Origin of the sequence: Pseudomonas sp. AN-1 (assembly GCF_034057115.1) — a bacterium.
Lineage (GTDB): Bacteria > Pseudomonadota > Gammaproteobacteria > Pseudomonadales > Pseudomonadaceae > Geopseudomonas.
Genome location: NZ_CP139195.1, coordinates 2,744,956 through 2,759,797 on the forward strand (window position 1 = coordinate 2,744,956; position 14,842 = coordinate 2,759,797).

Annotated in this window: 14 protein-coding genes; 10 read left to right on the plus strand and 4 right to left on the minus strand. The window is 68.8% G+C overall.

Annotation, left to right across the window (positions count from 1 at the left end; translation table 11 throughout):
- The first annotated feature begins 92 nt into the window (after positions 1-92).
- From SK095_RS12890 to SK095_RS12910, 5 genes are all read left to right on the plus strand, one after another.
- Positions 93-866 (plus strand): ABC transporter ATP-binding protein, encoded by a 774-nt coding sequence (locus SK095_RS12890; RefSeq protein WP_320546509.1) that lies wholly within the window; start codon positions 93-95, stop codon positions 864-866.
- Positions 867-929: 63 nt separating this feature from the next.
- Positions 930-1,682 (plus strand): ABC transporter substrate-binding protein, encoded by a 753-nt coding sequence (locus tag SK095_RS12895; protein ID WP_136491217.1) that lies wholly within the window; start codon positions 930-932, stop codon positions 1,680-1,682.
- Between the two features lie 47 nt (positions 1,683-1,729).
- Positions 1,730-2,425, plus strand: coding sequence for an ABC transporter permease (locus tag SK095_RS12900; RefSeq protein ID WP_136491218.1), 696 nt, complete (start codon positions 1,730-1,732; stop codon positions 2,423-2,425).
- Positions 2,422-3,114, plus strand: coding sequence for an ABC transporter permease (locus SK095_RS12905; RefSeq protein WP_136491219.1), 693 nt, complete (start codon positions 2,422-2,424; stop codon positions 3,112-3,114). The genes SK095_RS12900 and SK095_RS12905 overlap by 4 nt, the downstream gene beginning before the upstream one ends.
- Before the next feature lie 122 nt (positions 3,115-3,236).
- Positions 3,237-4,448: a methyltransferase gene (locus SK095_RS12910; RefSeq protein WP_320546510.1), complete on the plus strand. Its 1,212-nt coding sequence runs from the start codon at positions 3,237-3,239 to the stop codon at positions 4,446-4,448.
- 218 nt (positions 4,449-4,666) lie between these two features.
- On the opposite strand, the gene adeC is transcribed toward SK095_RS12910, so the two are convergent.
- The 3 genes from adeC to SK095_RS12925 are packed head-to-tail and all read right to left on the minus strand — an operon-like array spanning position 4,667 to position 10,380.
- The gene (gene adeC / locus SK095_RS12915) at positions 4,667-6,064 is read right to left on the minus strand and encodes an AdeC/AdeK/OprM family multidrug efflux complex outer membrane factor (RefSeq protein WP_320546511.1); all 1,398 of its coding nucleotides are present in this window, start codon (positions 6,062-6,064) and stop codon (positions 4,667-4,669) included.
- A complete protein-coding gene (locus tag SK095_RS12920) occupies positions 6,061-9,201 on the minus strand; it encodes an efflux RND transporter permease subunit (protein ID WP_320546512.1) in 3,141 nt (1,046 codons plus the stop codon). Before SK095_RS12920 ends, adeC begins: the two co-directional genes overlap by 4 nt.
- 12 nt (positions 9,202-9,213) lie before the next feature.
- Entirely contained in the window at positions 9,214-10,380 is a 1,167-nt protein-coding gene (locus tag SK095_RS12925; protein ID WP_320546513.1) for an efflux RND transporter periplasmic adaptor subunit, read from the minus strand.
- Positions 10,381-10,624: 244 nt separating this feature from the next.
- Here SK095_RS12925 and SK095_RS12930 point away from each other — a divergent pair, with 244 nt between their 5' ends.
- Positions 10,625-11,266, plus strand: coding sequence for a TetR family transcriptional regulator (locus tag SK095_RS12930; protein ID WP_136491223.1), 642 nt, complete (start codon positions 10,625-10,627; stop codon positions 11,264-11,266).
- A gap of 6 nt (positions 11,267-11,272) precedes the next feature.
- On the opposite strand, the gene SK095_RS12935 is transcribed toward SK095_RS12930, so the two are convergent.
- The gene (locus tag SK095_RS12935) at positions 11,273-11,944 is read right to left on the minus strand and encodes an HD domain-containing protein (protein ID WP_218569068.1); all 672 of its coding nucleotides are present in this window, start codon (positions 11,942-11,944) and stop codon (positions 11,273-11,275) included.
- A 120-nt stretch (positions 11,945-12,064) separates the two neighbouring features.
- Here SK095_RS12935 and SK095_RS12940 point away from each other — a divergent pair, with 120 nt between their 5' ends.
- The 4 genes from SK095_RS12940 to SK095_RS12955 all read left to right on the plus strand — a co-directional run bounded on the left by SK095_RS12940 (position 12,065) and on the right by SK095_RS12955 (position 14,837).
- Positions 12,065-12,934 carry a helix-turn-helix transcriptional regulator gene (locus SK095_RS12940; RefSeq protein ID WP_320546514.1) on the plus strand — a complete coding sequence of 290 codons (870 nt, stop codon included), beginning with the start codon at positions 12,065-12,067 and terminating at the stop codon, positions 12,932-12,934.
- 115 nt (positions 12,935-13,049) lie between these two features.
- Positions 13,050-13,400, plus strand: coding sequence for a YajD family HNH nuclease (locus tag SK095_RS12945; RefSeq protein WP_136491225.1), 351 nt, complete (start codon positions 13,050-13,052; stop codon positions 13,398-13,400).
- A 108-nt stretch (positions 13,401-13,508) separates the two neighbouring features.
- The gene (locus tag SK095_RS12950; protein WP_136491226.1) at positions 13,509-14,195 is read left to right on the plus strand and encodes a UPF0149 family protein; all 687 of its coding nucleotides are present in this window, start codon (positions 13,509-13,511) and stop codon (positions 14,193-14,195) included.
- A 270-nt stretch (positions 14,196-14,465) separates the two neighbouring features.
- On the plus strand, positions 14,466-14,837 hold the full coding sequence (locus SK095_RS12955) for a histone-like nucleoid-structuring protein, MvaT/MvaU family (protein ID WP_136491227.1): 372 nt from the start codon (positions 14,466-14,468) through the stop codon (positions 14,835-14,837).
- Positions 14,838-14,842: the final 5 nt, after the last annotated feature.

Sequence of the window (14,842 nt, forward strand, 5' to 3'; positions counted from 1 at the left end):
AGAAAACCGCAGCAGGCCGCCCGGGCGCCCATGGCGACGGCGCCGGCCGCTGTGCTAGCTTGATCCGCACAACGACATCAGGAATCCCCCCCATGGCCGCAGCCACTCCGGCACTGGAAATCCGCAACCTGCACAAACGCTACGGCGACCTCGAGGTGCTCAAGGGCATCTCGCTGACCGCGCGCGACGGCGACGTCATTTCCATCCTCGGCTCCTCCGGTTCCGGCAAGTCCACCTTCCTGCGCTGCATCAACCTGCTGGAAAGCCCGCACGCGGGGCAGATCTTCGTCGCCGGCGAGGAGCTCAGGCTCAAGCCGGGCAAGGACGGCGCGCTGGTCGCCGCCGACAGCCGGCAGATCAACCGTCTGCGCAGCCAGCTCGGCTTCGTGTTCCAGAACTTCAACCTGTGGCCGCACATGACCATCCTCGACAACGTGATCGAGGCGCCGCGCCGCGTGCTCGGCCTGTCCAGGGCCGAGGCCACCGAGCGCGCCGAGGCGCTGCTGGCCAAGGTCGGCATCGCCGCCAAGCGCGACAGCTACCCGACCCAACTGTCCGGCGGCCAGCAGCAGCGCGCGGCCATCGCCCGCACCCTGTGCATGGAGCCCAAGGTGATCCTGTTCGACGAGCCGACCTCGGCGCTCGATCCGGAGATGGTCCAGGAAGTGCTCAACGTGATCCGTGCGCTGGCCGAGGAAGGCCGCACCATGCTGCTGGTCACCCACGAGATGAACTTCGCCCGCCAGGTGTCCAGCGAGGTGGTGTTCCTCCACCAGGGCCTGGTCGAGGAGCAGGGGCCGCCGGACCGGGTGTTCGGCAACCCGAGCTCGGAGCGCTGCCGCCAGTTCATGTCTAGCCTCAAATAACAACTCGGCCGACGCGCCCGCGCCGCGGCCGGGCGACGGACAGCCAAACAAGGAGCCCTACCCATGAAAATCCGCAACTCGCTGCTGGCCATGGCCGCAGCCCTGGTCCTCGCCACCCCGGCGCTGGCCGCCGACAAGCTGCGCATCGGCACCGAAGGCGCCTACCCGCCCTTCAACCAGATCGACGCCAGCGGCAACGTGGTCGGCTTCGACGTGGAGATCGCCAAGGCGCTGTGCGTGAAGATGCAGGCCGAGTGCGAGATCGTCACCTCCGACTGGGACGGCATCATCCCGGCGCTCAACGCCAGGAAGTTCGACTTCATCGCCGCTTCCATGTCGATCACCGACGAGCGCAAGCAGGCGGTCGACTTCAGCGACCCGTACTACACCAACAAGCTGCAGTTCATCGCGCCCAAGTCGGTCGACTTCAAGACCGACGAGGCCAGCCTCGACGGCAAGGTGATCGGCGCACAGCGCGCCACCATCGCCGGCACCTGGCTGGAGGACAACCTCGGCGACGTGGTCGAGGTGAAGCTCTACGACACCCAGGAAAACGCCTACCTCGACCTGGCCGCCGGCCGCGTCGACGGCGTGCTGGCCGACAAGCTGGTCAACTGGGAATGGCTGAAGAGCGACGCCGGCAAGGACTTCGAGTTCAAGGGCGAGCCGGTGTACGACGACGACAAGATCGGCCTCGCCGTGCGCAAGGGCGACGACGCCCTGCGCGACAAGCTCAACGCCGCCCTCAAGGCGATCGTCGAGGACGGCACCTACAAGCAGATCAACGACAAGTACTTCCCCTTCAGCATCTACTGAGCCGCTAGCGGCGCGCCATCCTCACGCTGGCGCGCCGCCGACAAACCATGATTCCTGACCTTCAAGGCTTCGGGCCGGCGCTGGCCGCCGGCACCTGGATGACCATCAAGCTGTCCGTCGCCGCCGTCGGCGTCGGGCTGCTCCTCGGCCTGCTCGGCGCCCTCGCCAAGACCTCGGCCAGCCTGCCCCTGCGCCTGCTCGGCGGCGGCTACACCACGCTGGTGCGCGGCGTGCCGGAAACCCTGTGGGTGCTGATGATCTACTACGGCACGGTGAGCGGCCTGAATGCCGTCGGCGCGGCGTTCGGCTACCCCGAGCTGGCGCTGAACCCGTTCGCCGCCGGCACCCTGGCGCTGGGCCTGTGCTTCGGCGCCTACGCCACCGAGGTGTTCCGCGGCGCGCTGCTGGCCATTCCCAAGGGCCAGCGCGAGGCAGGCCAGGCGCTCGGCCTGTCCGGCCTGCGGATCTTCTGGCGCATCATCCTGCCGCAGCTGTGGCGCACCGCGCTGCCCGGCCTCGGCAACCTGTACATGATCCTGCTCAAGGACACCGCGCTGGTGTCGCTGATCTCGCTGGAGGAGATCATGCGCAAGGCGAGCGTCGCCTCCAACGCCACCAAGGCCCCCTTCACCTTCTACATGAGCGCCGCGGCCATCTACCTCGGCCTCACCGTGATCGTCATGCTGGTCCTGCACCAGCTGGAAAAACGCGCCGGCCGCGGCATCGCGAGGAACGAGCTATGAGCGGCTGGGAACTGCTGGTCAAATGGACCCCGAAGATGCTCGACGGCGTCGCCCTGACCCTCGAGCTGGTGGCGATCGCCGTGGTCGCCGGGCTGATCGTCGCCCTGCCGCTGGGCATCGCCCGCGCCTCGCGCCACTGGCATGTGCGCGCGCTGCCCTCGGCGTACATCTTCTTCTTCCGCGGCACCCCGCTGCTGCTGCAGCTGTTCATCGTCTACTACGGCCTGGCGCAGTTCCCGGAGGTGCGCAAGAGCGCGCTGTGGCCGTTCCTGCGCGACCCGTACTGGTGCGCGCTGGCGACCATGACCCTGCACACCGCGGCCTACATCGCCGAGATCATGCGCGGCGCGATCCACGCCGTGCCGGTCGGCGAGGTGGAGGCGGCGCGCGCGCTGGGCATGTCGCAGCGCCAGGCGCTGTGGCACATCATCCTGCCGCGCGCCGCACGCATCGGCCTGCCGGCCTACACCAACGAAGTGATCCTGATGCTCAAGGCCAGCGCGGTGGTCTACACCGTGACCCTCTACGACATCATGGGCATGGCGCGCACCATCAGCTCGCGCACCTACGAGCAGATGTTCTTCTTCGTCTACGCCGGGGCGCTGTACCTGGTCATCACCATCGGCCTGACCTGGATCTTCCGCGGCATCGAGCGCTGGCTGCGCATCGACGCGGCGCGCGCCCGCTGAGAAGCGGTGCCCTGGTGCGCGCGGCGCACCCTACCGGCGACCACCGCCGAACCGTAGGGTGCGCCATGCGCACCACGTCGCCGCTATAATCGCCGCCCGCCCACTGCCCGCCGCCGCCCGCCGTGTCCGACATCCTCCAAGGCCCCCTGCTGCGCCAGCGCTTCGCCGCGCTGGACGCCTTCCTGCGCGAACACCAGATGCTGTGGCGCGACAAGCCGTTCACCGCCCTGACCCTCGGCTGGGAGCGCGACTACCCCGCGCTGGCCGCCTGGCTGCGCGGACGCACGCTGGAGCAGGCCGACGCGGTGCACAACCACCCCGAGCAACTGGACGCCCCGGCGCCCTTCCCGCAGCTGGCCGCGCACGCCGCGCAGCTGGCCGCGGTCGGCGACCTGCCGGCTGGCGCCGTGGCGCCGTTGCCGGCGCAGTTCAGCGTCGACGTGCCGGGACGCAAGTGGCAGCAGATCGACGCCTTCGCCAGCCGCCTGCAGTTCCGCGAGCCGCCGCGCCACTGGCTGGACTGGTGCTCCGGCAAGGGCCACCTGGGCCGCCGCCTGGCCCACGCCGGCACGCCGCTGACCTGCCTGGAATACGACGCCGCGCTGGTCGCGGACGGCCAGCGCCTCAGCGATCGCCTCGCCCTGCCGGCGCGGCACCTCGAACAGGACGTGCTGGCTGCCGGCGCCAGCGAACGCCTGCAGGCCGGGCACACCCCGGTGGCCCTGCACGCCTGCGGCGAGCTGCACGTGCGCCTGCTGGAGCTGGCCAGCGCCAAGGGCTGCCGCCAGCTGGCGGTGGCGCCCTGCTGCTACAACCGTATCGCCACCGACGCCTACCGGCCGCTGTCGCAGCCGGCGCAGGCCTCGGCGCTGCACCTGAGCCGCGACGACCTGCGCCTGCCGCTGGCCGAGACGGTCACCGCCGGGGCGCGGGTGCGCCGCCAGCGCGACCAGTCGATGGCCCGCCGGCTGGCCTTCGACCTGCTGCAGCGCGAGCTGCGCGGGGTGGACGACTACCTGCCGGTGCCCTCGCTGGCGCCGGCCTGGCTGGACAAGCCGTTCGCCGAATACTGCCGCGAGCTGGCCGAACTGAAGGAGCTGCAGGCACCCGGCGAGCGCGACTGGGCGGCGCTGGAGGCCGCCGGCTGGCAGCGCCTGGCCGCGGTGCGCAACCTCGAGCTGGTGCGCGGCCTGTTCCGCCGGCCGCTGGAGCTGTGGCTGCTGCTGGACCGGGCGCTGTACCTGGAGGAGCAGGGCTATCGGGTGCGCCTCGGCGCCTTCTGCGACTACCGCCTGACCCCGCGCAACATCCTGCTGCTGGCCGAGCGCGTCTGAAGCGGATGCCGGGGAGGTAACTCGCGCAGCGATTATCTACCACCTGCCGGGAAGATCGCTGCGCGAGGCTTCCCTGCGCCTGGCTGGACTGCTGGTGCGCATGGCGCACCCTACGAACCAGCCTGAGCAAAACCGCCGTAGGGTGCGCCGCGCGCACCATGGGCACAGTGCGCGGGCGGCCTCCCACGCGCGAGCGTGGGAGCCATCACGGTCTGTCCCTACTCCACCCCGCCGCCGAGCGCCTTGAACAGGGCGATCTCGCTGGACAGCTGGGCCAGGCGGTCGCCGATCAGCTGCTGCTGCGAGCCGAACAGCTGGCGCTGGGCGTCGAGCAGGGTCAGCTGGCTGTCGACCCCGGTGCGGTAGCGGCGCTCGGCCAGGCGCCGGTACTCGGCGTTGGCCGCCACCAGCTGGCGCTGCGCCGCGAGCTGCGCGACGTAGGTGCTGCGCGCGGCGAGGCCGTCGGCGACCTCGCTGAACGCGGTCTGGATCGCCTGCTCGTACTGCGCCACCTCGACCTGCTTCTGCAGCTTGGCGTAGTCCAGGCTGCCCTTGAGGCTGCCGGCGGTGAAGATCGGCAGGTTGATCGACGGCTGGAACAGCCAGGTGCCGCTGCCGCCCTTGAACAGTCCGGACAGCTCGGTGCTGGCGCTGCCGGCGCGGGCGGTCAGGCCGATGCTCGGGAAGAACGCCGCGCGCGCCGCACCGATGTCGGCGTTGGCCGCCCTGAGCTGGTGCTCGGCGGCGAGGATGTCCGGGCGCCGCTGCAGCAGGTCGGAGGGCAGGCCCACCGGCAGCTCGGCCAGCTGCACCTGCTCCAGCGGCGCGGCCGCCGGCAGGTCGGCCGGCAGCGCACTGCCGAGCAGCAGCTGCAGGGCGTTGTGGTCCTGGGCGAGCAGGCGCTGGTACTGGGCGACGTTGACCCGCGCGCCCTCCACCGCGCTGCGCGACTGGCTCAGCTCCAGCGCCGAGGCGACGCCGACGTCGAAGCTGCGCTGGGTCAGCGCCAGGCTCTGCTCGTAGGTCTTCAGGGTCTCCTCGCTGAGCGCCAGCAGCTCGCGGTCGGCCTGCAGACGCAGCCAGGCGTCGGCGACGCTGGCCACCAGGCCGATCTGCGTGCTGCGCCGCGCCTGCTCGGTGGCGAAGTACTGCTCCAGCGCCGCCTGGTTGAGGCTGCGCAGGCGACCGAACAGGTCCAGTTCCCAGTCGGTGACGCCGACGGTGGCGCCGTACTCGCCGTTGGTCGCGGCGGAGCCGGTGCGGGTCAGGTCGGCCGGCAGGCGCTGGCGGGTGCCGCTGCCGCGGGCGTCGAGCTGCGGGAACAGCTCGGCGCGCTGGATGCGGTACAGCGCCTGGTAGGCCTGCACGTTGAGCGCCGCCACGCGCAGGTCGCGGTTGTTGTCCAGCGCCACCTCGATCAGGCGCTGCAGCGCCGGGTCGCGGAAGAAGCCGCGCCAGGCGGGCAGCGCGCTCGCCGCGCTGTCCGCCGCACCGGCATACACGCCCTCGGACGGCCAGGCGGCGGCCACCGGCGCCTCGGGGCGCTGGTAGTCGGGGATCAGCGAGCAGCCGCCGAGGCCCAGCAGGAGGCTCAGGGTCAGGATCGACTTGTTCACAGCGCGGACTCCTTCTCGGCCTGCACGCCCGGCTTGCGCTTGCGCTCGGTCAGCGAGCAGACCAGTACGTAGAACAGCGGGATCCAGAAGATCGCCAGCACCAGCGCGGAGAGCATGCCGCCGATCACCCCGGTGCCGATGGCGTGCTTGCTGCCGGCGCCGGCGCCGCTGGAGACGGCCAGCGGCACCACGCCGAGGATGAACGCCAGCGAGGTCATCACGATCGGCCGCAGACGCATGCGGCAGGCCTCCGCCGCGGCGTCGACCAGGCTCATGCCCTGCTCGTGCAGCGACTTGGCGAACTCGACGATGAGGATCGCGTTGCGCGCCGACAGGCCGATGGTGGTGAGCAGGCCGATCTGGAAGTACACGTCGTTGGACAGGCCGCGACCGTAGGTGGCCAGCAACGCGCCGATCACCCCCAGCGGCACCACCAGCATCACCGAGAACGGGATCGACCAGCTCTCGTACAGCGCCGCCAGGCAGAGGAACACCACCAGCAGCGACAGGGCGTACAGCGCGGTAGCCTGGTCGCCGGCCAGACGCTCCTCGTAGGACAGCCCGGTCCAGGCCAGGCCGACGCCCGGCGGCAGCTGGGCGGCGATCTTCTCCACTTCGGCCATCGCCTCGCCCGAGCTGTAGCCCGGGGCGGCGGCGCCGAGGATCTCCATCGCCGACACGCCGTTGTAGCGCGACAGCTTGGGCGGTCCGTAGATCCACTGGCCGCTGGCGAAGGCGCTGAACGGCACCATCTGGCCCTCGGCGTTGCGCACGAACCACTTGTCGAGGTCCTCGGGATTCATCCGCGCGGAGGCCTCGCCCTGCAGGTAGACCTTCTTCACCCGGCCGCGGTCGATGAAGTCGTTGACGTAGCTGCCGCCCCAGGCGATCGACAGGGTCTGGTCGATCTCGGCCAGCGACACGCCCTGGGCGCGCGCCTTCTCGTCATCGATCAGCAACTGGTACTGCGGCTCGTCGCGCAGGCCGTTGGGGCGCACGCCGGCCAGCTTGGGGTTCTGCCCGGCCAGTTGGAGGAACTGGTCGCGCGCCTGGCTGAGCACCTGGTGGCCGACGCCGGCGCGGTCCTGGAGGAACACGTTGAAGCCGGTGGCATTGCCCAGCTCCATCACCGCCGGCGGGGCGAAGGCGAACACCATGGCGTCGCGGAAGCCGAAGAAGCGCTGCTGGGCGCGCTGCGCCAGCTCGAACACGCCCTGGCCCGGCTCGGTGCGCTCGCTCCACGGCTTGAGGTTGATGAACGCCATGCCCGAGCTCTGCCCGCGGCCGGCGAAGTTGAAGCCGTTGACGGTGAACACCGACTTGACCACCTCGCCCTCCTCCTCGAGCAGGTACTCGCGCATCTGGCGGACCATCTCGTAGGTACGTTCGGCGCTGGAGCCGGCCGGGGTCTGCACCTGGGCGAACAGCACGCCCTGGTCCTCCTCCGGCAGGAACGAGGTGGGGATGCGGGTGAACATCCAGGCCATCACGCCGACGATCACCAGGTACATCAGCAGGTAGGGCGCCTTGCGCCGCAGAACCGCCTTGACGCCGCGCTCGTAGCCCTGCACGCCACGCTGGAAGCTGCGGTTGAACCAGCCGAAGAAGCCCTTCTTCTCGTGGTGCGCACCCTTGGCGATCGGCTTGAGCAGGGTGGCGCACAGCGCCGGAGTGAACACCAGCGCCACCAGCACCGACAGCGCCATGGCCGAGACGATGGTGATGGAGAACTGCTGGTAGATCACCCCGGTGGAGCCGGGGAAGAACGCCATCGGCACGAACACCGCCGACAGCACCAGGCCGATGCCGACCAGCGCGCCCTGGATCTGCCCCATCGACTTGCGGGTGGCCTCCAGCGGCGACAGCCCCTCCTCGCTCATCACCCGCTCGACGTTCTCGACCACCACGATGGCGTCGTCGACCAGCAGGCCGATGGCGAGGATCATGGCGAACATGGTCAGGGTGTTGATGCTGAAGCCGAACGCCGCGAGGATGCCGAAGGTGCCGAGCAGCACCACCGGCACCGCCAGGGTCGGGATCAGGGTGGCGCGGAAGTTCTGCAGGAACAGGTACATCACCAGGAACACCAGGCCGATGGCCTCGAACAGGGTGGTCACCACCCCCATGATCGACGCCGAGATCACCGGCGTGGTGTCGTACGGATAGACCGCCTTCATCCCCGGCGGGAAGAACGGCTCCAGCTCGTCGAGGGTCTGGCGCACCGCGGCCACGGTGTCCAGCGCGTTGGCGCCGGTGGCCAGCTTGACCGCGATGCCGGTGGCCGGCAGGCCGTTGTACTCGGCGCTGATGCTGTAGTTCTCGCCGCCCAGCTCGACGCGGGCGACGTCCTTCAGGCGCACCTGCGAGCCGTCGGCGTTGACCTTGAGGAGGATGTCGCGGAACTGCTCGGGGGTCTGCAGGCGGGTCTTGCCGATGATGGTGGCGGTCAGCTGCTGGCCCGGCGAGGCCGGCAGGCCGCCGAGCTGGCCGGAGGACACCTGCACGTTCTGCGCCTGGATGGCGCTCTTCACGTCCACCGGAGTCAGCGCGTAGTTGTTCAGCCGGGCCGGATCGAGCCAGATGCGCATGGCGTACTGGGCGCCGAACACCTGGAAGTCGCCAACGCCGCGGGTCCGCGACAGCGGGTCCTGGATGTTGGAGACGATGTAGTCGGCCAGGTCGTTGCGGTCCATGCTGCCGTCTTCGGATACCAGGCCGATCACCAGCAGGAAGTTGCGCACCGCCTTGGTGACGCGGATGCCCTGCTGCTGGACCTCCTGCGGCAGCAGCGGGGTGGCCAGCTGCAGCTTGTTCTGCACCTGCACCTGGGCGATGTCGGGATCGACGCCCTGGTTGAAGGTGGCGGTGATGGTCATGCTGCCGTCGGAGTTGCTCTCCGAAGAGATGTAGCGCAGGCCGTCGATGCCGTTGAGCTGCTGCTCGATCACCTGCACCACGGTGTCCTGCACCGTCTGCGCCGAGGCGCCCGGGTAGCGCACGGAAATGCCCACCGCCGGCGGGGCGATGCTCGGGTACTGGTTGATCGGCAGCTTGAGGATCGACAGGCCGCCGGCCAGCATGATCACCAGGGCGATCACCCAGGCGAAGATCGGCCGGTCGATGAAGAATCTGGACATGGCGCTATCCCCTTAACGGCCCTGGGCCGGCTGCTGCTGGGCGGCCGGCTGGCTCTCGGCAGGCTTGCCCAGCGCCGGCACGTTGCTCGCCGCCTGCACCTTGACCTCGACGCCCGGCTTGATGAACTGCAGGCCCTCGGTGATCAGCCGGTCGCCGGCCTCGAGGCCCTCGCTGACCAGCCAGAAGCTGCCGGCGGTGCGCTCGGCCTTGAGGGTGCGCACCTCGACCTTGTTCTCGGCATTGACCACCATGGCCACCGCCTCGCCCTTGGCGTTGCGCGTCACGCCCTGCTGCGGGGCGAGGATCGCCGCGCTCTTGCTGCCGGTCTGCAGCCGCGCCTGGACGAACATCCCCGGCAGCAGCTCGTGCTGCGGGTTGGGGAACACCGCGCGCAGGGTCACCGAGCCGGTGCCCGGATCTACCGACACCTCGGAGAACTCCAGGCGTCCGTCGTGGGCGTAGGCGCTGCCGTCGGGCAGGCTCAGGCTCACCCTGGCGGCGGTGTCGCCGGCCTTCTCCAGCTGGCCGGCGGCCAGCTCGCGACGCAGGCGCAGCAGCTCGGTGGCCGGCTGGGTGACGTCGACGTAGATCGGATCGAGCTGCTGGATCACCGCCAGTTCCTGTGCCTGCCCGCTGCTGACCAGCGCGCCCTCGGTCACCGCCGAGCGGCCAATGCGCCCGCCGATCGGCGCCAGCACCTTGGTGTAGCGCAGGTCGATGCGCGCCTTCTCCAGCGCCGCCTCGGCCTGCAGCTGGGCGGCGCGCGCCTCGTCGTACTGCTGGCGGCTGACCGCCTGGTCGGCCACCAGCACCTTGTAGCGCTCGGCCAGCGAACGGCTCGACAGCAGGGTGGCCTCGGCGCTCTTCAGGGTCGCCTCGTAGGTCGCCGGGTCGATCTGGTACAGCTGCTGGCCGGCCTTGACCTCGCGGCCCTCGGCGAACAGGCGCTTGAGCACGATGCCGTCGACCTGCGGACGCACCTCGGCGATCCGGTAGGCCGCGGTGCGTCCCGGCAGCTCGCTGGTCAGGGTGAACGGCTGCGCCTCGAGGGTCACCACGCCTACCTGCGGCGCCGGGCGGGCCTGCTGCGGCGCCGCCTCCTTCTGGCAGCCGGCCAACAGCAAAAGCGACAGCAGGGCGGAGGCGCCCAGCGTCGCGCGTGCGGAGGAGCTATTCATCGGAAAGCCTCGAATTCGTTGTGCACAAGCAAGGTTGGAATCGGGGAGGAGATTGCATCTCCAGTGCCAGACACTATACTTACATTCGCGTCTGTTTGTAAATTCGCAGAATTGCAAGTATCCACTCGCACGCCCGGAAGATCGCGCCAGAACCCCGCTCGCCGCCAGCAGCGTTTTTTGTGAGACTGCGCGCCCTCGACACCACAGGGAAGTCACAATCCGCCACAGGCCCAGAGACCTCCGCATGGCTCGCAGAACCAAAGAAGAAGCCGAAGCCACTCGGCAACAGATCCTCGACAGCGCCGAACGCGTGTTCGCCGCCAAGGGGGTCGCCCACACCACCATGGCCGACATCGCCGCCGACGCCGGGGTGTCCCGTGGCGCGGTGTACTGGCACTTCACCAGCAAGGCCGACGTGTTCAACGCCCTGCTCACCCGCCAGCATGACGCCAACAAGGTGGTCTGCTCCGCCGCCCGCAATCCCGACGAGGCCGACCCGCTCGGCCAGATCCGCAACATTCTCGTGCACTTCCTGTGCAAGACGGTGCACGACCCCCAGCAGCGCCGGGTCAACGAGATCTTCCACCACAAGTGCGAACTGGCCGGCGACCAGGAAAGCCTGCGCGAGCTGCTGCAGGCCACCGGCGACGAGATCGACCGCGACATCGCCCTGTCGCTGCGCAACGCCATCAGCCGCGGCCAGCTGCCCGCCGACCTCGACCTGACCCGCGCCGCCATCGGCATGCATGCCTACATCCACGGCCTGATCAACAACTGGCTGCTGCGCCCGGACAGCTTCGCCCTCGACCAGGAAGCCGGCGCGCTGGTCGACGCGCTGCTCGACATGCTGCGCTACAGCCCGGCACTGCGCCTGCCGGCCGGCTGACCGCGCTCAGCCGGCCAGAGCGACGATTCCCGCCACCACCGCGCCCAGCGCCGCAGCCGGCAGCGCCTCGCGGCGGGCGAACAGCTCGCCCAGGCTGCGGTAGTACCACAGCACGCCTTCGCGTCCGCCGCTGAAGCGCTCGAGGCTCGCGGGGCCGAACCGCTCCAGGTCGTGCAGGATGCAGCGGGCGTTGTGCAGCTTGTCGCAGGCGTTGACCAGCAGCGAGTCGGCACCGACCTCGGCGAGATGGGCCAGGTAGCGCTGCTTGCGCGCCCGCCACTCGGGCTCGCCCTGGTCGAGGGCATCGGTGCAGTCGAGCACCATGCGCAGCACCCGTTCGCCGAAGTACTGGTTGATCTGCGAGGCGTGCTGGTGGCCGCCGTCCTCGACCACGTCGTGCAGCAGGGCGGCGATGGCCTGGTCCTCGTCGCCGCCGTACTCCAGCACCAGGGCGCTGACCGCCAGCGGGTGGGAGATGTAGGGCACCGCGGTGCCCTTGCGCAGCTGGCCGGCGTGCACGTGGGCGGCATAGCCGAAGGCGCGGGACAGCCGCTCGCTGTGCTTCATCGCGGACGGCTCCCGATGCTGGCGGATGGGTGGCTGGGCGGTCGCCGCGGCGGCCTGGGCGGGGGCGCCGAGCCGCTGCATGGCGGTGACCAGTGTGGGAATCCTGCGCATGTCGTCATCTCCTGCCGCGCCCGCTTGTGCTTGCCTGACGCCGCCACCCTATGTAGCTTCAGGCGACAGGTCCATCCTGTAGAAGTACACAGGTAAAGTTTTGGCGCACATGGAGGCAAGATGAAGGGACGACCCGCGCTGGACGAGATCCACTGGGATCTGGCCATGCGCTACCGGCTGATCGAGACCATCGCCCTGTGGGAAGGGCGGCTGACCACCCAGCACCTGATGCAGGGCTTCGGCATTTCCCGCCAGCAGGCGAGCAAGGACATCAACAGCTACATCCGGGAACATGCGCCAAGAAACTTGACATATGACGCCAGCCTGAAGGGCTACGCGCCGACCCGCCAGTTCCGCCCGCGCTTCATCGACACCAGCGCCAGCGCCTACCTGCACCTGCTCAACCAGAGCCGCGAGCGTGCCCCGCACATCGAGGGCCTGGAACGCAGCTATGCGCACAGCGAGGTGGTCGAGCTGCCCGACCGCAGCGTGCGCCCGGAAGTGCTGCGCCCGCTGCTGCGCGCCTGCCGCGAGGGGCTGCGCCTGGAGGCCGAGTACGTGTCGTTCAACACCCCGCGGGTCGAGGTGCGGGTGATCGCCCCGCACACCCTGGTGTTCACCGGCATGCGCTGGCACGTGCGCGCCTACTGCGAGAAGAACCGCGACTGGCGCGACTTCGTGCTCAGCCGCTTCCGCGGCACGCCGGAGCTGCTCGACCGCACGGCGCAGGGCCGCGACTACGATCCGGGCTGGAACACCCGGGTCGACGTGATCCTCGAGCCGGATGCTCGCCTGCTGGCGGAGCAGAAGGCGATCACCGAGAGCGACTACGCCATGCAGGGCGGCCGTCTGGTGCTGCCGACCCGCGGCGCGCTGGTGCAGTACGTGCTGCAGCGCTACCAGCTCGATCCGACCAAGCTGCACCCCAATCCGGCGGCGCAGCAGCTGCAGGTAGCCAACCTGGAGGCGCTCAAGCCCTGGCTGTACTGAGCCGGGCATCGGCCCCTCTTGCCTGGGCGGCGCACATGGCCAACACTCGGCGCAGGCGGTGGCGCCGCACGGCGCCGCCTCATCCATCTCCAGAAAGAAAGTGCGGGTTATCACCATGTCGGACAGAACGGGCAGCAGTGCCAGCTACAGGCAGCGCGAGGCGGGTTATCGCGACAAGGCGCTGAAGATGTATCCGTGGGTCTGCGGCCGCTGCGCGCGGGAATTCACCTATTCCAACCTGAGCCAGCTGACCGTCCACCATATCGACCACAACCACGACAACAATCCGGCCGACGGCAGCAACTGGGAGTTGCTCTGCCTGTATTGCCACGACCACGAACACTCCAAGTACTCCATCTACAACGGCGAGAATGGCAGCGCGGTGATTCCCGGCGAGAAGTCGCCACAGGTGAAGCACAATCCGTTCGCCAACCTCAAGTCGCTGATGGACAAGCAGCAGAAGTAGTTGCCGGACAGGGCCGCCGGCCACGACCGCAACCGATGCGCGCGACGCATCTCCCGGCGCGGCGGATCGCCAGTTTCCGCCGCGCCCATCCATACCCAGGAAAATCCCATGCAAGACTATGAAAAGCCCCTCGACGAGGCGGAAATCGACCAGCTGAACGAACTGCTGTTCAGCTATTCGGAAAAGGCCGAGCAGGAGCATGGCAAGGACGGCGAGGAAGTGGATTGCGTGTTCAGCGTTTCCGAGCTGGACGGCTTCCTCACCGCGGTGCTCACCGGCCTCAATCCGATTTCGCCGGCGGAGTGGCTGCCGGCGCTGTGGCGCGGCAAGTTGCCGAAGTTCGAGACCGAAGCCGAACTGCAGCAGCTCACCGACCTGCTGATGCGCCACATGAATGCCCTGGCCCACAGCCTGTTCGAGGACCCGGAAAGTTTCGCGCCCATCTACGAGATCGGCGACGAGGACGGCAGCGAAGAAGTGCTGGTGGACGAGTGGTGCTACGGCTACATGCGCGGCGTCGAGCTGCGCGACAAGGACTGGCAGGCCCTGCGCGACGCCCAGCCGGAGCTGCTGCTGCCGTTCATGCTGCTCAGCGGCGCCTTCTCGCTGGACGACGGCGAGGAGGTGACCGAGGAGGAACTGGAGGAAATGCGCGAGAGCCTGCCCGACCTGGTGTTCGCCATCCGCGACTTCTGGATGGCCGAGGCGGAAAAGCCCAAGGCGCCGAAGATCGGCCGCAACGATCTGTGCCCGTGCGGCAGCGGCAAGAAATACAAGCAGTGCTGCCTGCACTGAGGCGTCCCTGAACGCCGCGAATGTCGGCCGCGCTTGGCGGCCGGCATTCCGCCCTCCCGCACCGGGTCCAGAGCCGCAGTGTGGGAATTCCGTCAGTTCCCCCGCACTGCCGCCAATTCCCTCCGCTATTATTGAAACTATTGACGGCAGGCAGCCGCCTCTATAAAAAGCAGCCTCTTGTCCGCAACGGGAACAGGTGCAGGGAGTGCAGGTAATTCGCGTGTGCGGATTTTCCTATTGCCGACCCATTCCCTTTCCCGGAGAAACTCGATGTCCAAACTGTTGGAATTCCGCAAGGCCGAACAGGCGCTCAGGGAGCAACTGGCGCGCCTGGAATCGCTCAAGCACGACCAGGAACTCAAGCACGAAATGGAATTCGAGGAAAAACTCAAGGCGCTGCTGCAGGAGTACGGTTTCAAACTGCAGAACATCGTCGACATCCTCGATCCGCAACCGATCCATATTCCCGAGCTGGAACTCCTGGAGCAGCAGGGCGGCCGCCGCGTGCGCAAGCTGCAGGTGTGGAAGAACCCGGTCACCGGCGAAGTGCTGGAAACCAAGAGCGGCAACAACAAGAAGCTCAAGGCCTGGAAGGAAGAGTACGGCGAGAAGTTCGTCTCGACCTGGCTGCAGAAGGACTGAGGTCC